Here is a 20,956-nt window from a genome sequence, read left to right as displayed (position 1 = left end):
TCACTGCATGGCGGTCGCCGCCGGGTGGTCGAAGGATGCGGGACAGCGAAAGGCGTACAGGTCGTAGCCTCGGCCGAAGGCCACGCCGACGAAGTCGGGGGACGCGTTCGGATCCTCCTCGACCGGGCGCCAACTGCAGTGACGGCCGTTCCAGTCGGCCGAGGCCGCGGTGAAGGTCAAGGTCATCGCGGACCCGCAGACGGAGCAGTTCATCGGGTACGGGTCGGTCAGCGACCAGTTCGCGAATCCGCCGACCTTCCAGCCCGGCGCCAGTGACAGCGCGCTCTGGTAGCCGAGGAGGTCGTCGTCCTCCTCCAGTTCCTCGTCGCGGGCGTCGAGCCGGTCCCGCAGGTCCTCGGGGAGCAGGTCGGCGTACTGGTACTCGCGCACCTGTTCCGGGTGCACCACGCAGGGAACCGGCAGGTACATGTCGCTGATCACCGCCGGTTCCGGGGGCGTGCGGAGGACCGGCCCGACCGCGGTGCTGTCCCGCCACACGAAGAACACCTTGGGGTTGTAGTCGGCGTCCTCGTGGTCGACCGGGCACCACAGCACCTGGAGCAGGTCGGTGCCGTCCGGCCCGGCGTAGTCGGGGATGTCCTTCCGATACAGCTGGGCGACCGGGATCAGCGGGATCGGCTCCTCGAGCAGGTCGTCCAGTTCGAGGCCGTCGGCGGCGGCGACCTCGGCGCGTTCCGGCGCGGTCAGGAACTCCCCGCCGGGTAGCGCCGGCCGGGCCTGGGCGTGGGCGAGGATCTCCCGCTTACGGCGTTCGATGGCCGGCGTGGTCAGGTTGGACGGCCCGTGGGCGCCCGCGTCGTCGCAGACCGGCCACGGCTCGTCGGCGGGCCACAGCAGCGGGCCTCCGACCGAGCTGTCGGCGACCGTCGGACGGCCCGGACGCGGGTGCAGGCGGGTCGAGGTCGTCGAGTGTTCCCGCAGCTCAGGGAAGAGCTGGGTGATGTCGAGGGGACGTGGCGGCGTGGTGGGGGACATAGCCGGTGATCTTAGTTCGATGGACGGGCCACCTGGTGTACGGTACCGTTTCGTACAGCTACGAACGAGGAGGGTGCGGACATGGCGGGAATCGCGGTGGTCACCGGGGCGGCCGGCGGCATCGGCTATCACACGGCACTCGAGCTGGCACGGCGCGGAACGGGCGTGCTGATCGCCTCCCGCGACCGGCGGCGGGGCGAGGCGGCGGCCGAGCGGATGCGTGGCGAGACGGCCGGGCACAGCCCGGAAATAGCCTGGCGGGAACTCGATCTTGGCGATCTGGCATCGGTCCGGCGTTTCAGCGAGCGGTTCCATGACGCGTACGATCGTCTCGATCTGTTGATCAACAACGCCGGCGTGATGGCCCTGCCCCGCTCGGTGACCACCGACGGTTTCGAGCGTCAGCTCGGGGTCAACCACCTCGGGCACTTCGCCTTGACCGGCCTGCTGCTGCCCGCCCTGCTGGCCACCGAGGGATCCCGGGTGGTGACCGTGACCAGCGGCCTGCACCGGCGTGGCCGGATGGCGTTCGACGACCTGATGAGCGAACACCGCTACGGGAAGTTCCGCGCCTACTGTCAGTCCAAGCTGGCCAACGTGCTGTTCGCGCTGGAGCTGGGCCGCCGGACCCCGCTGACCAGCGTGCTCGCCCACCCGGGAGTGGCGCACACCGATCTCGCCCGTACCGGGAATCGGTTTCGGTCCCTGCTGATCGCCGCGGCCCGGGTGGGGGCGCAGTCGGCCGAGGATGGCGCGCTTCCGTCGCTGCACGCCGCGCTCGCCACGGATGTGCGCGGCGGCGAGCTCTACGGCCCGGACGGTCCCGGCGAGCGTCGCGGGAAACCGGCCCGGCTGGAGGTCGCGGCGCGGGGCCGTGACGAGGAGACCGCACGCCGTCTGTGGACGATCTCCGAGGAGCTGACCGGCGTGCGGTACGGTACGTTCGTCCAGCAGTGATCCGTCTTGGAGGGCGGTTTGCCCCAGTCCCCCGCCGCCCAGCACCGCCTGGACCCGGCGCGTGAGCAGGCCATCCTCGACGCGATCCGGGAGCTGCTGACCGAGGTCGGCTACGACCGGATGTCCATCGACGAGGTGGCCCGCCGGGCCCGCGCCAGCAAGGCCACCATCTACCGCCGCTGGGCCGGCAAACCCGGCATGGTCACCGCCGCCCTGCACGGGATGATGCGGGAGCACCCGGCGCTGCCGGACACCGGGACACTGCGCGGCGACCTGATCGCGGGCTTGACCATGTTCTGCCGGGTGTACGAGCGCAAGCACCCGTACGTGCTGGCCCTGCTGTCGGCGATCCGCGCCGACCCGTCGCTGGGCCGGCTGCTGCACGAGCACGTCCTGGCGACCGGCACGGCCGAGGCGGAGATCGTCCTGGACCGTGCCGTCCGCCGCGGCGACCTGCCGGCCGCTCCGGACACCGCGGCGGTCGTCGAGGTGTGCAAGGCGATGCTCTGGCACCGGCTGCTGCTCACCGGCCTGCCGCTGGACGACGCCTGGGTGGTCCACCTGGTCGACGACGTCGTCCGCCCGCTGCTGGGTGCACCGTGGTGAGCGCCACCCGCGTAGGGTGGCGCCCGTGACTCTTGTGATCGACGAGGACAGCCGCAACGGCGGACAGTTCGTCTGCCAGTGCTGTGACAGCACCGCCGACCGGACGTGGGCGTTCGTCCACGACGAGAACGACGCGGTGGCCGTCTATTTCGCCAGCTGCTACCACCACAACGGGGTGCACGAGGCGTGGATCGACGCGATCCTCGGCACCTGGGGTGAGGGCCGCACCGACGACCACATCACGTTCGGCTGCCGGGTCGGCCCGGTCCAGGGCCAGACCACGCCGGCCGCGACGCTGGTCGACGGGGGCTCGGCCGCGCCCGACGACCCGATGTTCGGACGGAAGCTGAACCGCGCGGACGGGCTCGCGCACCCGCGGATCGCCGAGTTCTGGAAGATCGTCGACACCATCCTGGAGAAGGACGACCTGGTACGGGGCCACGTCTACGGCGCGTGAGGCGTACCGTGTCGAAGTGACCGACTTCAATCAGGTTCTGCGCGGACGGCGGATGGTCCGCAACTACCGGCCCGATCCGGTGCCGGACGAGGTGATCGAGCGGGTCGTCAAGGTGGTGCACCGGGCGCCCAGCGCCGGTTTCAGCCAGGGGCACCGGATCGTCGTCGTCTCGGATCCGAAGAAGCGGGCCGAACTGGCCGCCGTCGCCGAGCCCTGGTATCTGGAGCACGGCTTCCACCCGTGGATCTCGCAGGCGCCGGTGCAGCTGGTCATCGGCATCCGGGAGGCGTCGTACCACGAGCGGTACACCGAGGCCGACAAACTGGAGGACGCCGAGGAGATCCCGTGGCCGGTGCCGTTCTGGTGGTTCGACTCCGGCGCGCTGTTCGCGCTGCTCCAGCTGTCCGCCGCGAACGAGGGCCTGGCCAGCGGCTTCTACAGTCCGGCGTTCCCGGCGGAGCTGGCCGCCCTCGCCGCGGTGGCCGGGCTGCCCGACGACGTGGCCCTGGCCGGGGTGCTGACGGTCGGCTACCCGGCCGACGATCCGGGCGTGCCGACCGCCAAACTGGCCAAGCGCCGCAAGCCCATCGACGAGCTGGTCACCTGGCTGCGCTGAGGCCGTGATGAAATAGCCGGCGTGAACGACGACGTCATCATTCCCGCTCGTCAGGACGAGCATGTCCGCCAGATCGGGCGGGAGCTGATCGAGCGGGGCTTCCGCGACGGGACGTCCCTGTTCACCCCGGACCGGGCGGTGTGGCGCCTGGAGACCGCCCGGGAGTTGCGGCGCTGCTACAACGAGCGGCCCGACCTCGGTTCCGACCCGTTCATGGTCAAGCTGTCGAGGCAGCTGGAGGACGCGTCCGATGACGCGAAACAGCTGGTCGCCGAGTTGCTGACACTCCAAGGGCTGCCGCTGTCGAACCTGACCGGCGGCACGCTCCAGCGGCGCGTGACCACGGTGCTCGGCTGGATGAATCGGCCGGGCGCCGTGCCCGCACACGTGCGGCCGGCCTTCTCCCAGGGCACCTGGAACGGCGGCACCGGCGCGCACACCATGCTGTGGCGCTGGCTGGCCGACGCGGTCGACGTGCTGTGCGGCTGGTTCGAGCGGCCGGAGCCGGAGCGACAGGAGGCCCTGTCCGGGGCGTGGTCCTGGCAGGCTGCCGTCGACCACTACCCGATCATGCCGTCGCTGCGGGCGTCGCTGCTCTACCTCGCCTTCCCGGACCACTTCCTGCCGATCCTGAACACCGCCCACCGCAAGGCCATCCGGAACGCCTTCGCCAAGCCGGGCACCCCCACCGGCGGCGACCTGGACCGGGAGCTCTTCGACATCACCGTGCGCCTGCAACGGGAGTCCGGGCAGCCCGTCGACTACTACCGGCCCCCGTTCGCCGCGCAGTGGCGCAACATCACCCGGCCGCCCGGTGAGCGCCGGGCCTGGCTGGTCCGGCCGCGCCCAGGCGGGGCGGAGCTGGCCGCGCGGTGGCGGGAACACTCGTTCGTCTCGCTGGCCGCCACGCACCTCGGCGAAATACCGGCGGGAGCCTCGGTTCCGGACGTCCGGGCCGCCGTCGAGGCCGGCTACCAGCACCTCGACTACGCCCGGCAGGTGGCCCTGGTCAGCGAGTTCCACGCGGTCCTGTCCCGGATGGACAGCGACGACATCGTCGTCACCCTGGTGGACGATCAGCTGTATCTCGGTGTCATCGACGGCGAGGCCGAGTACGACGACGCCCGGTTGCGCCGCCCGGTCGGCTGGCTCACCACGCCACCCACCCCGATCGGGTCGCTGCCGGCGCCGCTCCCCGCCGAGCTGGACAAACCTGGCACGGTCGTCGACCTGACCGGCTCCCTGGACGCGCTGTCCGCCCTGATGGACTCCAGCGAGCCGGTCGACGAACCGCAGCCGATGTCCACCCGCCCCGCCCTCGACGGCCTGCGCCCGGTGACCGCCGGCCTGGCGGACGAGCTGTTCCTCGACCGGTTCTGGCTACAGGAACTGGTCGACCTGCTGTGGGACCGGCGGCAGGTCATCCTGCACGGGCCGCCCGGCACCGGCAAGACCTTCCTGGCCCGGGCCGTCGCCAACCACATCGCCGAACGGGATGCCGTCCGGCTCGTGCAGTTCCACCCGTCGTACTCGTACGAGGACTTCTTCGAGGGTTTCCGCCCCGCCGAGGGCGCGGCCGGGTCGGTGGCCTTCGCCAAGACTCCCGGCCCGCTGCGGGCGATCGCCGCCGAGGCGCGGGACAATCCCGGCCGCCCCTACGTGCTGATCATCGACGAGATCAACCGCGGCAACCTCGCGAAGATCTTCGGCGAGCTGTACTTCCTGCTGGAGTACCGGGACGAGGCGGTCCTTCTCCAGTACTCGCCGTCCGAGGCGTTCAACCTGCCGCCGAACGTGTTCATCATCGGCACCATGAACACCGCGGACCGGTCGATCGCGCTGGTCGACGCGGCGATCCGGCGACGGTTCGCGTTCCTCGAACTGCATCCGGGCGAACCGCCGGTGTCCGGCCTGCTGCCCGCCTGGCTGAAACGGCACGGCGTCGACGGCGACCAGCGTGCGCTGCTGCTGGAGGCGCTCAACGACGCGATCGGTGAAGAGGACCGCGACTTCCAGATCGGGCCGTCGTACCTGATGCGCACGGGGCTCGGCGACGGCGCCGCGCTGGAACGGATGTGGCGGCACGACCTGCTGCCGCTGCTGGAGGAGCACTACTACGGCCGGCTGTCGCGACAGCAGGTGCACGACCGGTTCGGGCTCGACGCCGTCCGCGCCGGGCTGCCGTGAACCGCGTCGACCTGGGCGAACTCGACAAGGCCGGGGCCCGTTGCCGGCTCTCCGACGATCAGGCCGCCGCGCTCGACGCGACCGGCCTGGTGAAGCCGCGGCCGGAGGGCGGTGGGTGGTGGCGCCTGTGGCCGAACGGATGCGCGGGCGCCGTACGCATCGACGGTCTCGATGTCGAAGTGCATCCCAAGGTGGGCATCGCGCGGCTGCTCTTCCTACTCGGATATGCCGGCGACCCCGGGTTCCGGCCGGAGGACGCCGGCGCGGAGGCCCAGCCCGAGCTGTGGCCGGCGCTGGCCGAATCGCTGGCCAGGCAGGCGGAGCGGGCGCTGGCGGCCGGGGTTCTCCAGGGGTATGTCGCGGTCGACGAGGCGCTGCCGCTGGTTCGTGGCCGGATCCGGTTCGCCGATCAGATCTCGCACCGGGCCGGTCTTCCGTTGCCGGTCGAAGTCCGTTACGACGAGTATTCGCCGGACATCGCCGAGAACCGGATCCTGCGGACGGCGCTGCGCCGGATGCTGGCGGTGCCGCGCCTGCCCGCCTCGGCGCGGTCCCGGCTCGGCCATCTCGACGCGCGCCTCGACGGCGTGCGGGTGCTGCCGCACGGCGCGATCCCGCCGGACTGGCGGCCGTCCCGCCTGAACGCCCGCTATCTGCCCGCGCTGCGGCTGGCCGCCCTGGTGCTGCGGCATCACAGCGCCGAGCCGGGCCCGGGCGGCCAGAGCATGGCGGCGTTCGTGGTGGACATGGCGCGGGTGTTCGAGGACTTCCTGACCACGGCGTTGCGCGAGGCTCTGGCCGGCCGTCCGGGACACACCGCCGGGCAGTACCACGCCCACCTCGACACATCACGCAAGATCCTGATCAAGCCGGACGTGGTGCATCTGGCCGGCGGGCGGCCGGTCGCGGTGTTCGACGCCAAGTACAAGCTGTCCTATCCGAACGAGGACGCCTACCAGATGCTGGCCTACTGCACGGCGCTCGGCCTGAACCGTGGCTGGCTGGTCTACGCCCAGGGCGCCGCCTCCGGCCCGCTGCCGGTCCGGAACACCGGGATCGAGATCATCCGCCATCCGCTTGATCTGACCGCCCCGCCTGGCGAGTTGCTGGCCCAAATCCGCATTCTCGCCAACCAGGCGCTTCCCACCTGACCTGCCCCGCCCGGCCAGTTGCCGGCCCAGACCCGCACTCTCGCCAACCAAACGCTTCCCACCTGACCTGCCCCGCCCGGCCAGTTGCCGGCCCAGACCCGCACTCTCGCCAACCAAACGCTCCCCGCCTGACCACCCCGCCCGGCCAGTTGCCGGCCCAGACCCGCACTCTCGCCAACCAAGCGCTTCCCACCTGACCTGCCCCGCCCGGCCAGTTGCCGGCCCAGACCCGCACTCTCGCCAACCAAGCGCTTCCCACCTGACCTGCCCCGCCCGGCCAGTTGCCGGCCCAGACCCGCACTCTCGCCAACCAGGCGGTTTCGCCGGATAGACAACCACGGGGGTACGCCGTCCGTGCGCCCTACCTCCGCGGTGGTACGCCAGGTCCCAACTCCGGCCTGACGCTCCGTGACTCTCCCTTACCTACGCTCCCCGTATCGGTTCGTGGAAGGGGAACGTGATGGATGTTCAAGAGGTGCTGGCCGCCGGTGTCTACACGATGAGCAGCGGCCGGATCATAGCCAGTCTGGCCGCCGTCGCCGGGCTCGCCGGCGTGATCGCCGGCGCCCGTGCCCTGGCCCGCCGGACCCGCGGTCCCGCCCTGTTCTCGCTGGGCGCGGCTCTGGTCGCGCTGGTGGGCGGCGGGTTCGTGGCGGCCACGTCGGACAGCGGCATCGGCACCGGCAACGGGCGCGGCGGAGCCTATGTGGCGATCGTGCTCGGCGTGGCGAGCCTCGCGGTCGGCGGGCTGGCGCTGGCCCGCTCGCGGCACGTCCGCGTGTAGACGCTCAGTCACGGTCCGTGGCGACGAGCCAGCCCGGCACGATCAGACCCGATTCGTAGGCCAGAATCACCAGCTGAGCCCGGTCCCGGACACCCGTCTTGGTCATGATCCGGCTGACGTGGGTCTTCGCGGTGGCCGGGCTGAGCACCAGGTGGGCGGCGATCTCGTCGTTCGACAGGCCGGCCGCCACCAGGGCCATCACCTCGCGTTCCCGGTCGGTCAGCGCGCTCAGCCGGGGACCCGGGTCCGGATGGGCGACGCGGGCCGTGAACTCGGCGATCAGACGGCGGGTGATGGCCGGCGCGATCAGGGCATCCCCGCGGGCGACGACCCGGACGGCGTGGATCAGCTCGGCCGGTTCGGTGTCCTTCACCAGGAAACCGCTCGCTCCGGCGCGCAGCGCTCCGTAGACGTACTCGTCCAGGTCGAACGTGGTCAGCATGATCACCCGGGCGCCGGTGATCTGCCGGGTGGCGGCCAGCCCGTCCAGCAGCGGCATCCGGATGTCCATGAGCACCACGTCCGGCCGCAGCTCCCGCGCCAGCCGGACGGCCTCGGCCCCGTCACCGGCCTCGCCGACGACCTCCAGCCCGTCCTCGCCCTCGAGGATCGACCGGAATCCGGCCCGCACCAGTGTCTGGTCATCCGCCAGCAGAATTTTGATCATGACGGCATCCGGTCGGGGCTCAGCGGAAGACGCGCGCTGACCCGGAACCCGCCATCCGGCCCCGGCCCAGCAGTCAGCGAACCGCCGAGCGCCCGCGCCCGCTCCCGCATCCCCAGAATCCCGTTTCCCCTGGTCGCAGCTTTGCCAGGCTCGCTGTCGGCCGCGACGGCGCTGCTCGGGAGGACGCTCTTCGGGAGGACGCCAATAGGACCGGCGCTACTAGGACCGGCGTTGCTGGAGGCAGCGTTGCTGGAGGCGGCGCCACTCGCTACGACGCCACTTGAGACGGCGCTACCCGGAACGGAACCAGAGACGACCCCACCGGGAACGACACCATCCGAGACAACGCTGGCGGGGATGGCGTCCGGCGTTCCCCTGCCGCCATCGTCGATCTCGATCAGGACGTCGGAACCGTCCGGCCGGATCCGGACGACCGCCTCCGAAACGGCCGCATGCCGGGCCACGTTGGTGATCGCCTCCTGGACGATCCGGTAGGCGGCGAGATCCACCTCGGGTGGCAATGGCCGGTTCTCGGTGATGTCGACGTGGATCGCCAGCCCGGAAGCGGCCGCCGCGGTAACCAGATCCGCCAGACCGTTGAGGCCGGGTGGCGGGCTCAACGGCGCCTCACCCTCCTGCCGGAGGGCGTTCAGCGCGGCACGCAACTCACGCAGCGTCTCCCGGCTGGCCTCCTTGATCGTGGTCAGCGCCTGCTCGGATCGCACCGGATCGGGCCGGTGCAGGGCGGCGCCGGCCTGCACGTTGATCAGCGAAAGGTGGTGGCCGAGGATGTCGTGCAACTCCCGGGCGATCCGCAACCGGTCCTCGGTGGCCCGGCGCCGCGCCTCCGCGTCGGCCCGCTCCCCCGCCGCCCGGGTGCGGGCCTCCACCTCGGCGAGATAGGCGCGCCGGTTGCGGGTCACCCCGACGATGACCGCGACCAGCCATCCGGCGTGCAGGAAGGTGGCCCCGTTCCCGGACACCCCGGTCCGGGTGAGGCTGTCCGCGATCGCGAAGGTCAGCACCGACGCGACGCCCAGCCCGACGGCGACCGCGACATGCCCCTCGTCGACCACGGTGTAAAGCGCCACGACGAAGACGACCATGATCGGGCCGGGCTGCTGGAGCAGGAATCCGTAGGCCGCGACCGCGGCCAGAACGACGGCCCCCACCGCGATCGGGAAACGACGTCGGAGGATCAGAAGACCCGACGAGATCAGTACGGCGAGAAGCGCCCCGAACTCAGCGAAAGTGTCGATGCCGCCCGACTGCACGACGAACCCCGCGACACCGATGAAGGCGACCACCGGCACCAGGACGGCGTCGGTCCTCCGGCCCCACGACCGCCATCCAGCCATGTCCTGAGCGTAGCCCAGCCCCCTCCCCGGCCATCGCTCTGAGCCCGGCGGGCGCGGCACAGGCCGGAGTGGGCAGCGAGATCGCGCCGCGGGGCGGAACTGTCCCGATTGCGGCGGGACGGGGTCGGGCGTACCGGAAGAGATCCGGAAGCGAGACGGCGAAGAGACCGGCGCCGATCGTCGAGGCGAATGTGATGACGACGGTGTCCCTCGTGCCGGGGTGCCGGGCATCGGGTTCCTCCTGCATCGAGTGGATTCGGCCGTCCGGGGTGGAAATTCGGATGACACCCCGGCGGGCAGCGGCGAGCATCGGCGGGCCCGGACCGCTGGAGGGGGATCACTTGTTCTCGTCGTACCGCCGCCTTTTCGCCACGCCGGGCGCGGCCGCCTTCACCCTCGCCGCCCTTCCGGCCCGGATGGCGATCTCGATGTTCGGGGTCAGCGTCGTGATCATGGTGGCGTCGCTGCGGGACTCGTACGCCCTGGCCGGCTCGGTCTCGGCCGTCGGCCTGGCGGCGACCGCCCTGCTCGCGCCGTGGATCGCCCGGCGGGTGGACCGGTACGGCCAGTCCCGCGTGGCGGTGCCGGCCGCCCTGTTCTCCGCCGCCGGCGCGGTGGCTCTGGTGATCTGCGCGGGCGCCGGCGTTCCGGCGTGGACCCTGTTCGCCGCCAACATGGTGGCGGCCGCGACCCCCAACCTCGGCGCGATGGTCCGGGCCAGATGGGCGTCCCTGCACCGGAACCGGCCAGATCTGCTGCACACCGCGAACGCGCTGGAGCAGACGATCGACGAGCTGTGCTTCATGACCGGCCCGGTGATCGCCGCCTTCCTGTGCACGGCGGTGGCCCCGCAGGCCGGCCTCACCGTGACGATCGTGCTGTTCGTGTCCGGTTCGCTGGCGCTGGCCGCGCAGCGCCGCACCGAGCCGACGGTGCACGGCGTGCGGGAGCGCGGCCGGTCGCCGCTGCGGGAGCGGGGCATGCTGGAGATCGTGGTGACGTTCCTGTTCACCGGCACTGTTTTCGGCAGTGTCGAGGTGGTCACCGTGGCGTACGCGGAATCGCTCGGCCATCCGTCGTCGGCCGGGGTGATTCTGGGACTGTTCGCCGGCGGGTCGGCGGTGGCCGGATTGGCGTTCGGGACGCTGCGGATGCGCGGCGCGGTGGCGGCCCGATTCCTGATGTGTGTCGCGGCGATGGCCGTGCTGATCCAGCCGGTGCTGCTCGCCGGGAATCTGTGGGCGCTGGCCGCGGTGCTGTTCGTCGCCGGGCTGGCCACCGCCCCCACGATGATCACGAGCATGACCCTGGTGCACGAGCTGGTGCCGTCGGCGCGGATCAACGAGGGCATGACCCTGACCGTGACCGGCCTGCTGATCGGTGTCTCGGCGGGCGCGTCGATCGGCGGCTGGGCGGTGGAGGCGGCGGGCGCGCGCGCCGGATATGTCACCCCGGCGGTCGCGGCCGGCCTGGCGCTCCTCGCCGCGCTGATCGGTTTCGGACCGGCGGTCCGCAGGTCGAGGCGCGCGGCGGCCGTCGGCGGAGCCCGGGACGAAGCGGAGGCCGCGGCCGGACACGGCGCTGCCGAACAGCGCTGACGAGGTCAGCCGCCAAGGGCGACCCGCGTCCGCGCCAGCGCCGTCGCCAGCTCCGGCCGGGCACGATGGAGAAGATCCAGTTCGGTACGCAGCCGCAGCGCCTGAGCCCAGAGCAGCCCTCGCCCGTTGTCGAGGAATCCGGTCGCCCGGCCGGGGTCACGACCGGCCACAGCGGCGGCGGCCGCGTCCCGCGCGAGCCCGGATTCCTCCTGTTCCAGCAGATGCTGCTGGTCGCCGCGGGCCAGTCCGGGCCACGCCAGCAGCCCGAGCAGCTCGACACCCAGGGCATAGACCTCCACGGCCGCCGCCGGTCCGTCACCCTCCGTGAGACACGAGGCCCATCCGCGTACGCTGCGCAGCCGTGCCCAGGTGGCCCCGGCCGGATCGGAGGCCGCCGCCGTCCACGCTTCCCGTGCCGCCGCCCGGTCCCCGTCCGCGTTCCGCCGGTGGAGGCCGACCGCCAGGTTGCACAGCGCCTGCGTCCGTTCCGGGTGCCCGTCCGGCAGCATGGCGACGGCCCGCCGCCCGGCCGCGATCGCCGTGTCCAGATCGCCCGGGTCGCCGCTGGCCCGGTGCCGGGCCATCAGCGCCAGCCCCAGCCCGAGGTGGCTGCCGACCTGCTCGCCGAGCCGGGCCGCGGCGTCGAAAGCGGTCACCGCCGCGTCGATGTCCTTTCGCATCCCGCTGTGTTCGAAGCACCGCATGAGTACGAGGCCGAGGGTGGTGAGCGTGCCCTCCCGGCGCGCCGAACCGGGTGGGAGGCTGCGCAGGACCTCCCGCAGGTCGTGCACCACCGCGTCGAGCCGGGCGAGATCCAGGTGGTCACCGGCTTCCAGCCGCAGACGCCACAGGATCGCCGTCTCCACGAGATAGGCGGCCCGATGCTCGCTGTCCGCGCCGGGATCGCGCAGCACGTCGACGGCGGCGGACAGATCGGACCGGACTCCCCGGCGCTGGTAGCGCAGCCGCAGCGCGGTGGCCAGGTTGAGGGTGGTGAGGGCCCGGTCCTCGTCGGTCAGCCCGTCGGCGTGGCGCAGCCGGCCGGCGAGCGTCTCGACGAGCCGGTCCAGTTCCGCCGGGTCCCCGCTCTCCTCGAACCGGTCGTGCCGCAGCCGGCCGCTGGTCTCCGAACAGGACGCGCAGTCGCGGTGCCCCGGGTCGGCGATCGCGTGTGCGGCGGCGGCCAGAGCCTCGTCCCGGTCCGCCGCGGTGTGGGTGCGTTCATAGCGGTACGAGAGCATGTTGGCCAGATTGTGCCGTAGCGCGGGCAACTGGTCGGTGCCGTCGCCGAGTTCCACGGCACGGCGGGCGGCGGCGACCGCCTCGTCCAGGACCGCCGGGTCGCCGCCGGCCTCGAACAGGCTGTACAGGGCGCCCGCGAGGTTGGTGTGCCGGCCCGCGGCGTTCGGATCGCCGGGGTCCGGTTCGGCCACCAGGCTCCGGGTGACGTCGACGAGTTCCGCCAAGTCCGCGGGTTCGCCGGTCATCTGGTGCCGGGTGTGCAGGATGACGCTGAGCATGTGCGGATCGTCCGCGGTGCGGGCCAGTTCGGCGGCGGGTTCGAGGACGGCCAGGTCACCCAGCGCCTGGGCTCGGATGTGCAGGTCGAGGGCGGTCCGGGCCCGTCGTTCGGACTCGGCGGCGGGATCGGGCAGGGGCGGCAGCATCCGGCCGGTGGACGGCGGGCTGGTGTATCCGCCGGGGCGCTGCGTCTGGATGGTCCGGACGTGGCCGAAGAGGATGCGGGTGTGGGCAGGATCGTCGTCGTCGAGCATCTGCGCCGCCTGCCGTCCGGCGTCGACGGCCGCGACCAGGTCAGCGCCCGAGCCGGTGTGCTCGTAGCGGGTGCCGAGCGCGGCGCCGTACATGGCGAACGCGACGTACCGCATCCGGTTGTCCGCCGGCATCCGGTCGACGGCCCGCCGCCCGGTGTCCACGGCCGCGTCCAGGTCGGCGGGATTCCCGGTGTGCCCGAACCGCATCCGCAGGGCGATGCCGAGGTTGGTCAGGTCGCCGGGCTCGTCCGAACCGTCCAGCAGCTCGATCGCGGCCGCCAGCGCGTCGGTGTCCCCGGTCCGGTCGGCCCGTTCCAGCAGTGCCACGGCATCGGTCGCCGAGGGGGCCGGCGGCTCCGGCGGCTCCTCGTCGACCGACCGCCGGATGGCCGGTTCGAGCGGTTGCGACGGATCATGGCCGTGCAGTTCCCGCATGGCCGCTCGCAGGCTCACACCGAACCGGCTCTCGTCCGGGTTGCCCTCGGGCACCACCGCGACCGCCGCGGTCAACGTCTCGACGGACCGCCGCAGGTCAGCCAGGTCTCCGCGGTGGGCGAACCGGCGATGCAGCGCGACACCGAGGGTGTGCAGGAGCTCCGCCCGGCCGGGGTGGTCGTCGTCGGCGAGCGCCTGGGTGGCGGACTCGACGGCGGATTCCAGGTCCACCACGGATCCGCTGTCGTCGTACCGTCGCAGCAGGGCGTGCGCCGCGGCGGTGAGCCGCTGGAGCCGCTCGTCGCCGGCCGCCCTGGTCTCGGCACGTATCTGGCGGTCGAGGTGCAGGGCGATCTGCGCGTACGAGAGGTCGCCGGTCAGGTGATGCGCGGTTCGGCAGACCTCCAGAAGCCGCCGTGTCCAGTGTGGCTGTCGCGGATCGGCCAGCGACGTGGTGTTGCGCAGCTCGAGCAGCAGCGCGCCCGCCTGGCGTACCGCCTCGACGTCCTTCTCCTCGATGCCCTGGCGCAGCAGGTCTTCGGCCCAGCGCTCGCCGTGCTCCGGATCGTCGGTCACCGGTTCATCGTCGCAGCCCCATCGGCGGGTGAGGCGGACCGGAGATGCGCGTGGGGCGGGAATCCTCGTCCAACCGGCGCTTCGGAGTTCCGGAACCGTGATCGGCCGCTTCGCCATGGCGGTTGTCGACAATTCGATTTACAGTGCGGAAACATCCCACTTATCGATGTGGATCTTTACAGAGACGCACTCGGGGGGTATTCGTGGGCCACGCGCTGCTGGAAATGCGGTCGATCACCAAGGAGTTCCCGGGCGTCACGGCGCTGTCGGACGTCAGTCTGGTGGTGCGGCCGGGCGAGATCCACGCGATCTGCGGTGAGAACGGCGCCGGGAAATCGACCTTGATGAAGGTGCTCAGCGGCGTTCACCCGTACGGCAGCTATCAGGGAACGATCTTCTATCAGGGTGCGGAATGCCGGTTCGCCGACATCCGGGCCAGCGAGAACGCCGGGATCGTGATCATCCATCAGGAACTCGCGCTGGTTCCCGGAATGTCGATCACCGAGAACCTCTTCCTCGGCAACGAACCCCGTAAATGGGGGCGTATCGACTGGCGGGAGGCCAATCACCGGGCGCTGGAACTGATGCGCCTGGTCGGGCTGAACGAGGATCCGGACACCCTGGTCCGGGACATCGGCGTGGGTAAACAGCAGCTCGTCGAGATCGCGAAGGCGTTCGCCAAGGACGTACGATTGTTGATCCTGGACGAGCCGACGGCAGCACTAAACGAGACCGATTCCCGGCACCTGCTCGACCTGCTGCGCGGTTTCAAGCAGCGCGGCATCACCTCGATCATGATTTCCCACAAGCTCAACGAGGTGGAGGCGATCGCTGACGCGATCACCATTCTCCGGGACGGGCGCGCCATCGAGACGATCACGGTGGCGGACTCCGGCGCCGACGAGGACCGCATCGTGCGGGGAATGGTCGGCCGTGACCTGGAGAGCCGATTCCCGGAGCACGTGCCGACCATCGGTGAGGTGTTCTTCGAGGTGCGGGACTGGACCGTCCGGCATCCCGTCTCCGCCGAGCGGCTGGTCTGCAAGGGCAGCTCCTTCACGGTGCGGCGCGGCGAGATCGTCGGGTTCGCGGGGCTGATGGGCGCCGGGCGCACCGAGCTGGCGATGAGCGTTTTCGGGCGCTCGTACGGCGTACATCTCGGTGGCCGGATCGTTAAGGACGGCCGGGAGATAGAGATCAGAAGCGTGGCCGACGCGATCCGGAATGGTTTGGCCTATGTCAGCGAGGATCGCAAGGCGATCGGGCTGAATCTGCTCGACGACGTGAAGACGTCGGTGGTCGCCGCGAAACTGTCGAAGATCACCCGGCGGGGTGTACTGGACGAGGTGGCCCAATATCACAAGGCCGAGCATTACCGCCGCACCCTGCGGATCAAGACGCCGTCGGTGGACGAGGGCGTCACCCGGTTGTCCGGCGGCAATCAGCAGAAGGTCGTCCTGGCGAAATGGATGTTCACCGATCCGGATCTGCTGATCCTCGACGAACCCACGCGGGGCATCGACGTGGGCGCGAAATACGAGATCTACGGCATCATCCAGCGGCTCGCCGACGAGGGAAAGGGTGTCATCGTCATCTCCTCGGAACTGCCCGAGCTGATCGGGCTCTGCGACCGCATCTACACCGTGTTCGAAGGCACGATCACCGGCGAGATGGACCGGCGTGACGCCGACCCGGAACTGCTCATGAAGCAGATGACCTCCACCAAGAGGATGCGCACCACATGAGCGAGCTTGCGAGCGAATCATTCAGTTCAGTCATGAACTCATGGCGGCGCCGAAGCGAAGCGGAGGTGACGGCATGAGCCGACGCGGAGACCTGCAGAAGAACCTCTTCGGGGGTACGACCTCCAACGCCCGCCAATTCGGCATGATCTTCACCTTGATCGCGATCATCGCCTTCTTCCAGATCATGACCGACGGGCTGACATTGACATCGGGCAACATGATCGCGCTGACCCAGCAGTACGCGTACATCTCGATCCTGTCGATCGGCATGCTCATGGTGATCGTCGCCGGGCACATCGATCTGTCGGTGGGATCGGTGGCCGCGTTCACCGGAATCGTGGTCGCGAAGGCGATCAGCGAACACGGACTGCCCTGGCCCGCCGGCATCGTGCTCGGCCTGCTCGTCGGCGCGCTGATCGGCGCCTGGCAGGGATTCTGGGTGGCCTGGATCGGGGTGCCGGCGTTCATCGTCACGCTCGCCGGGATGCTGCTGTTCCGTGGCGGGAACCAGTACATCGGCAACGCCGACACGGTTCCGGTGCCGGAGGGATTCCGGACGATCGGCGCCGGTTATCTGCCCGAGGTCGGCCCGGACACCGGCTACAACAACCTGACCCTGCTGCTCGGGCTGGCGCTGTGCGCGGCCGTGGTGTGGCGGGAATGGCACGCCCGGCGGGTCCGGCAGCGGATGGAGGGCGCCGAACCGGCCCCGTTGTGGGTCTCCGCCGTGCGGCTGGCCGTCATGGTCGGCGTGATCCTGTTCGCCACCTTCCGTTTCGCCGGCGGCCGGGTCGGCACCAGTTTCCCGGTCTCCGGCATCATCCTGGCGGTCCTGGTGATCGCCTACTCCTTCTACACCCGCAACACGGCGGGCGGCCGGCACATCTACGCCGTCGGCGGCAACGCGCGGGCCGCGGAGCTGTCCGGTGTGCAGCTGCGCCGGGTGAACTTCCTGGTCATGACGAACATGGGGATCCTCGCGGCGCTCGCCGGGATGATCTTCGTGGCCCGGTCGGCGGCATCCGGGCCGCAGGACGGGCTGAACTGGGAGCTCGACGCCATCGCGGCCGTCTTCATCGGCGGGGCCGCGGTCTCCGGCGGTCTCGGCACGGTCAGCGGCTCGATCGTCGGCGGCCTGGTCATGGCGGTGCTCAACAACGGGCTCCAGCTCATCGGCACCGGCGCCGACATGGTCCAGATCATCAAGGGGCTGTTCCTGCTCGGTGCGGTCGCGCTCGATGTCTACAACAAGAAGCAGGGGCGGTTCTCGGTCATCGGATCGTTGATGCGCCCGTTCCGCCGCGAGCCGCCGCGGACCCTCGCGCGGGACACCTCGACTCGTGAAACCGAATTTCTGCCAGGAAGGTGATCGCTTCATGCGTACCTCTCTCACAAAGGTTTTGGCGGTTGGATTTGTCGCGGCCCTGGTGGCGAGCGGCTGTGGATCGGAACGCAGGGAATCGGGCTCGACGGCGCCCGAGAAGGGGTTCGCGGCGGACGCGCTGATCGGCGTGGCGCTGCCCTCGAAGACGTCGGAGAACTGGGTGCTCGCCGGTGACCTGTTCACCAACGGGCTGAAAGACGCGGGCTTCCAGTCCGACGTGCAGTACGCGGGCGCGTCCACCACGGTCGCCGACCAGCAGGCGCAGATCACCGCCATGATCACCAAGGGCGCCAAGGTGATCGTGATCGGGGCGACCGACGCCGCGCAGCTGTCCACACAGGTGGCCCAGGCGAAACAGTCGGGCGCCGTGGTCGTCGCCTACGACCGGCTGATCACCAACACGCCGGACGTGGACTACTACATCGCGTTCGACAACTTCAAGGTCGGGCAATTGCAGGGACAGGCGCTGCTGGACGGGATGAAATCGCGGAAGGCCACCGGGCCGTGGACCGTCGAACTGTTCTCCGGATCGCCGGACGACAACAATTCCGGGGTGTTCTTCAACGGGGCGATGGACGTGCTCAAACCGCTGATCGACCGGGGTGAGGTGGTGGTCGGTTCCGGTCAGACCGACGTGAAGCAGACCGCGACGCAGGGGTGGAAGGCGGAGAACGCGCAGAGCCGGATGGACTCGCTGCTCAACTCCACCTACGCGGGCGACAAGACGCTCGACGGGGTGCTGTCGCCGAACGACACGCTCGCCCGGGCGATCATCACGTCGATCAAGGGGGCCGGGAAACCGATCCCGATCGTGACCGGACAGGACTCCGAGGTCGAGTCGGTCAAGTCAATCATGGCGGGTGAACAGTACTCGACGATCAACAAGGACACTCGCAAGCTTGTCGCGGAGACCGTCAACATGGTCAAGACGTTGCAGGCCGGGAATCAGCCGACGGTCAACGACACCAAGTCGTACGACAACGGGGTCAAGGTGGTTCCGGCCTACCTGCTGCCGCCGATCATCGTGACCAAGGCCAACGCGGCCGAGGCGTACGCCGACGATCCGAAGTTGTCGCCGCTCACCAAGTAGCCCTTCAGCCGGCCGCCAGAGCTGTTTCCGGCCCTTCGAAACAGCTCTAGCGGCCAGCCGGTGCTCACGGCAGTGGGACGGTCCCGGGGGTCGGGTTCCAGCTCTGCAGGGCCACCACCGTGCCGGCCCGGCCGTGGCGGATCAGGTCCAGAACCGCGGTCACCGCCTCGTCCTGTGTCGTGAACGGCTGGTCGGTGGTCAGGCACATGATCCGTACGCCGTCGCGGTCCCCGGCCCGGTCGGCGGTGAATCGGACCAGGGCGGGAGTGTCGGCGGAGGCCGACGGGACCACGTTGAGGATCGCGCCGCCGCCCCGGATCCGCATGGACTCCCTGGTCAGGTCGGTCAGGTGCATCTCGGCGGTCCGGCCCGGCACCGGGCTGGGCCAGCCGCCGGCGCCCGCGTTGACCAGAACCACCGGGCCGCCCCACTCGTCGGCCACCGCCACGATCCGCTCCAGGTGACCGGGTTGGCGGACATCCGGGCGTACGGCCTGGGCGGGCACACCGTAGCCGCGGGCCTGGGCGGCACAGGCGGCGGCGCTGTCGGCGTCCAGGTCGGCGGCGAGGATCCCGTACCCGGCGCCGGCCAGGCCCAACACGATGGCCCGGCCCAGGCCGGCACCGGCCCCCGTGACGATGGCGATGCCGGTCTGCTCCCGCGGGAGGGGCTCCGCCACGATCGGCTCGGTGTGATCGAGGTCGGCGACCACGCCCTGGGCGATCACCGGCTGGCCGTAGACGACCGGCTGCACCACGGGAGCGACCGCTACGGGCTGGACCACCGGACCGACCGACGCGGCCGCCACCGGCTGGACCAACGGACCGACCGACGCGGCCGCCACCGGCTGGACCAACGGGCCAACCGGCGCGGCCGCCACCGGCTGGACCGGGGTGGGCTGCGCGACCGGGGACCGTCCCTGGCGTGCTGCGGCCGTGGTGCGTGCGGGCGGCGGGCTGGCGGCCGCGCTGGCGCGAACGGGTTGAGGTGCGGCAACGGGCGCCGGTTGCGGGGAGACCACCGAGACCGGGCGGGCGGCGGCGCGGGCCGGCCGCGGCCGGTCGCCGGGCGTGGCACGGCCCTGGGCGTAGACGCCCGGACCGGCGGGCTGGCGCGGGGCGGGGGCCGCGCTGCGGGCGGCTGCCTCCTCGCGAGCCCGCTGGGCGGCCTTCTCCCGCTCCCGGGCCCGCTTCTCCTGGTCCCGGACCGCCTTCTTGCGGGCGCCGGCCTCCTTGCGGTCGCGCAGCGCCTGGCGAAGACGGTCACCCAGGCCGGGTTTCGCCGGGCCGGACGCCCGCGGAGCGCTCCGGCCGGTCGCCTGCGGGGCGCTCCTCGCCGGGGCGGCGCCGCCGGAGGCGCCTCCCTTGCCACGCCGGCGCAAGGCCACCACGGCGACCAGCACGATCAGCAGGAGCAGCAGCAGCCCGGGCCGGTCGAGCAGGTAGTTCAGCAGTCGCCCGAGCAGGCGCAGGGCAGCCAGGAACAGGTTGCCGAGGAAGGTGAAGAACGCGCCGACGGCGCCGTCGGGCAGCGGGCCGAACACCCGCATGGCGGCGGCGATCAGCGCGGCGAGTGCGGTCACGGCGGTGAGCGCGATGTCGAGGACGGCCCGGCGCGCCTCGATGCGGTCGCCGGCGGCGCTCTGCACGGTCGCCGCCAGGGACATGCCGGCCGCGAAGACCATCGGCAGCACCCAGGTCAGGTACATCGGGGCGATCAGCGTCAACTGCCCTGCCGCGAGGATCAGCAGGCCCACCTCGACGGCGAGGAACAGTCCGAAGCCGAGGATCAGGCCGACCGGGTACAGGTGCCAGGACCGGCGTACCCAGCCCAGCAGGCGACCGAGCCGGGTCGGCGGCTCGGCGCCGTCGCGCCGCATCCGCACGGCGCCGATCAGCGCGACGAACTGGAGGATGCCGAAGATGCCGAGGAAGACGCCGGTGAACGAGCCGTCCAGGATCACCGGCCGGTCGCGCCAGGCGAGCATCTGCAGGCCCATCGTGAACAGGACCGCCATGACGTAGACCGCTGTCGAGAAGCCGAGGGCGTACCAGAATCCGGCCACCGTCGTGCCGCGGCCGGGGATCTGCGCGGTGGCCCGGTCGATCGCGGCGGTGGTGCCCGGTTCGAAGGCCCAGCGCATGCCCAGCAGGTAGGCGACGACGAAGACCCCGAGTGGGAACTGTGGCGGCAGTCCGTCGAGTGCCCAGAATCCGGCCAGGTGTAAAAGCACGACGACACCGGCCATCACGGCCAGCGATCCCCGGTTCCCCTTGTCCGCCATGTCGGCTTCCCTTCGCCCGATCACCACTCGACTGGCGAACGGGATTCGCGGCCGGCGGCCGCACGGATTGCCGTACGTCACTGAACTGACACACATCGCGCCTGCGCTGCGGCAACCGGACGGTGACCGACGTACACCGGCCCGGCAATCACCCCGGTACGCACCGGGCCGAAGTCAACGGTGAGCCCGGAACACACTTCCCCGGAAGGACCGATCTTGCCTAAGCTTCTCCGCCGCATCGCCGTGACCGCCCTCATCGCCCCGGTCGCCGCCGGCACCGTCATGATCGC

Annotated in this window: 17 protein-coding genes; 11 read left to right on the top strand and 6 right to left on the bottom strand. The window is 71.0% G+C overall.

Annotation, left to right across the window (positions count from 1 at the left end; translation table 11 throughout):
* The gene (locus J5X75_RS30545) at positions 1-996 is read right to left on the bottom strand and encodes a hypothetical protein (RefSeq protein ID WP_208471001.1); all 996 of its coding nucleotides are present in this window, start codon (positions 994-996) and stop codon (positions 1-3) included.
* An 81-nt stretch (positions 997-1,077) separates the two neighbouring features.
* Here J5X75_RS30545 and J5X75_RS30540 point away from each other — a divergent pair, with 81 nt between their 5' ends.
* The 7 genes from J5X75_RS30540 (at position 1,078) to J5X75_RS30510 (ending at position 7,754) form a co-directional block, all read left to right on the top strand.
* Positions 1,078-1,953, top strand: coding sequence for an oxidoreductase (locus J5X75_RS30540; RefSeq protein ID WP_208471000.1), 876 nt, complete (start codon positions 1,078-1,080; stop codon positions 1,951-1,953).
* A gap of 18 nt (positions 1,954-1,971) precedes the next feature.
* Positions 1,972-2,559: a TetR/AcrR family transcriptional regulator gene (locus J5X75_RS30535; RefSeq protein ID WP_208470999.1), complete on the top strand. Its 588-nt coding sequence runs from the start codon at positions 1,972-1,974 to the stop codon at positions 2,557-2,559.
* Between the two features lie 25 nt (positions 2,560-2,584).
* Positions 2,585-3,016 (top strand): hypothetical protein, encoded by a 432-nt coding sequence (locus J5X75_RS30530; RefSeq protein ID WP_208470998.1) that lies wholly within the window; start codon positions 2,585-2,587, stop codon positions 3,014-3,016.
* 16 nt (positions 3,017-3,032) lie between these two features.
* Positions 3,033-3,632, top strand: a complete 600-nt coding sequence (locus J5X75_RS30525) for a nitroreductase family protein (protein ID WP_208470997.1) — start codon at positions 3,033-3,035, stop codon at positions 3,630-3,632.
* 21 nt (positions 3,633-3,653) lie between these two features.
* Entirely contained in the window at positions 3,654-5,819 is a 2,166-nt protein-coding gene (locus J5X75_RS46145) for an McrB family protein (RefSeq protein ID WP_208470996.1), read from the top strand.
* Positions 5,816-6,970, top strand: a complete 1,155-nt coding sequence (locus tag J5X75_RS30515; RefSeq protein WP_208470995.1) for an McrC family protein — start codon at positions 5,816-5,818, stop codon at positions 6,968-6,970. The genes J5X75_RS46145 and J5X75_RS30515 overlap by 4 nt, the downstream gene beginning before the upstream one ends.
* Positions 6,971-7,430: 460 nt before the next feature.
* A complete protein-coding gene (locus J5X75_RS30510; RefSeq protein WP_208470994.1) occupies positions 7,431-7,754 on the top strand; it encodes a DUF6223 family protein in 324 nt (107 codons plus the stop codon).
* Between the two features lie 4 nt (positions 7,755-7,758).
* Here J5X75_RS30510 and J5X75_RS30505 read toward each other — a convergent pair whose 3' ends face one another.
* Complete coding sequence (locus tag J5X75_RS30505; RefSeq protein WP_208470993.1) at positions 7,759-8,421, bottom strand: response regulator transcription factor; 663 nt, start codon at positions 8,419-8,421, stop codon at positions 7,759-7,761.
* Positions 8,418-9,779: a sensor histidine kinase gene (locus J5X75_RS30495; protein WP_238490100.1), complete on the bottom strand. Its 1,362-nt coding sequence runs from the start codon at positions 9,777-9,779 to the stop codon at positions 8,418-8,420. The genes J5X75_RS30505 and J5X75_RS30495 overlap by 4 nt, the downstream gene beginning before the upstream one ends.
* A 341-nt stretch (positions 9,780-10,120) precedes the next feature.
* Between J5X75_RS30495 and J5X75_RS30490 the strand changes: the two genes are divergently transcribed.
* Positions 10,121-11,377 (top strand): MFS transporter, encoded by a 1,257-nt coding sequence (locus tag J5X75_RS30490; protein ID WP_238490098.1) that lies wholly within the window; start codon positions 10,121-10,123, stop codon positions 11,375-11,377.
* A 5-nt stretch (positions 11,378-11,382) separates the two neighbouring features.
* On the opposite strand, the gene J5X75_RS30485 is transcribed toward J5X75_RS30490, so the two are convergent.
* A complete protein-coding gene (locus J5X75_RS30485; RefSeq protein WP_208470991.1) occupies positions 11,383-14,163 on the bottom strand; it encodes a hypothetical protein in 2,781 nt (926 codons plus the stop codon).
* 224 nt (positions 14,164-14,387) lie between these two features.
* Between J5X75_RS30485 and mmsA the strand changes: the two genes are divergently transcribed.
* The 3 genes from mmsA to J5X75_RS30470 all read left to right on the top strand — a co-directional run bounded on the left by mmsA (position 14,388) and on the right by J5X75_RS30470 (position 18,382).
* Complete coding sequence (gene mmsA / locus J5X75_RS30480) at positions 14,388-15,908, top strand: multiple monosaccharide ABC transporter ATP-binding protein (RefSeq protein ID WP_238490116.1); 1,521 nt, start codon at positions 14,388-14,390, stop codon at positions 15,906-15,908.
* A gap of 73 nt (positions 15,909-15,981) precedes the next feature.
* Positions 15,982-17,277 (top strand): multiple monosaccharide ABC transporter permease, encoded by a 1,296-nt coding sequence (mmsB, locus tag J5X75_RS30475; RefSeq protein ID WP_208470990.1) that lies wholly within the window; start codon positions 15,982-15,984, stop codon positions 17,275-17,277.
* Positions 17,278-17,284: 7 nt separating this feature from the next.
* Positions 17,285-18,382, top strand: a complete 1,098-nt coding sequence (locus J5X75_RS30470; RefSeq protein ID WP_208470989.1) for a substrate-binding domain-containing protein — start codon at positions 17,285-17,287, stop codon at positions 18,380-18,382.
* A 64-nt stretch (positions 18,383-18,446) separates the two neighbouring features.
* Here the strand turns inward: J5X75_RS30470 and J5X75_RS45645 are convergent, their stop codons facing one another.
* Both J5X75_RS45645 and J5X75_RS30460 read right to left on the bottom strand, forming a co-directional pair.
* Positions 18,447-20,666, bottom strand: coding sequence for a HoxN/HupN/NixA family nickel/cobalt transporter (locus J5X75_RS45645; RefSeq protein ID WP_208470988.1), 2,220 nt, complete (start codon positions 20,664-20,666; stop codon positions 18,447-18,449).
* A 77-nt stretch (positions 20,667-20,743) separates the two neighbouring features.
* On the bottom strand, positions 20,744-20,956 hold a 213-nt coding region (locus tag J5X75_RS30460; RefSeq protein WP_208470987.1), incomplete at its 5' end, for a hypothetical protein.

It is taken from the genome of Actinoplanes flavus, assembly GCF_017592555.1.
Classification (GTDB): Bacteria; Actinomycetota; Actinomycetes; order Mycobacteriales; family Micromonosporaceae; genus Actinoplanes; species Actinoplanes flavus.
This window is presented reverse-complemented; position numbering and strand designations above follow the sequence as displayed.

What these genes read in the sequence shown, in the direction of transcription:
- J5X75_RS30545 (WP_208471001.1), bottom strand. Translation starts at nt 996, where the DNA reads ATGTCCCCCACCACGCCGCCACGTCCCCTCGACATCACCCAGCTCTTC.
- J5X75_RS30510 (WP_208470994.1), top strand. Translation starts at nt 7,431, where the DNA reads ATGGATGTTCAAGAGGTGCTGGCCGCCGGTGTCTACACGATGAGCAGC.
- J5X75_RS45645 (WP_208470988.1), bottom strand. Translation starts at nt 20,666, where the DNA reads ATGGCGGACAAGGGGAACCGGGGATCGCTGGCCGTGATGGCCGGTGTC.
- J5X75_RS30495 (WP_238490100.1), bottom strand. Translation starts at nt 9,779, where the DNA reads ATGGCTGGATGGCGGTCGTGGGGCCGGAGGACCGACGCCGTCCTGGTG.
- mmsB (WP_208470990.1), top strand. Translation starts at nt 15,982, where the DNA reads ATGAGCCGACGCGGAGACCTGCAGAAGAACCTCTTCGGGGGTACGACC.
- J5X75_RS30540 (WP_208471000.1), top strand. Translation starts at nt 1,078, where the DNA reads ATGGCGGGAATCGCGGTGGTCACCGGGGCGGCCGGCGGCATCGGCTAT.
- mmsA (WP_238490116.1), top strand. Translation starts at nt 14,388, where the DNA reads ATGCGGTCGATCACCAAGGAGTTCCCGGGCGTCACGGCGCTGTCGGAC.
- J5X75_RS30470 (WP_208470989.1), top strand. Translation starts at nt 17,285, where the DNA reads ATGCGTACCTCTCTCACAAAGGTTTTGGCGGTTGGATTTGTCGCGGCC.
- J5X75_RS30505 (WP_208470993.1), bottom strand. Translation starts at nt 8,421, where the DNA reads ATGATCAAAATTCTGCTGGCGGATGACCAGACACTGGTGCGGGCCGGA.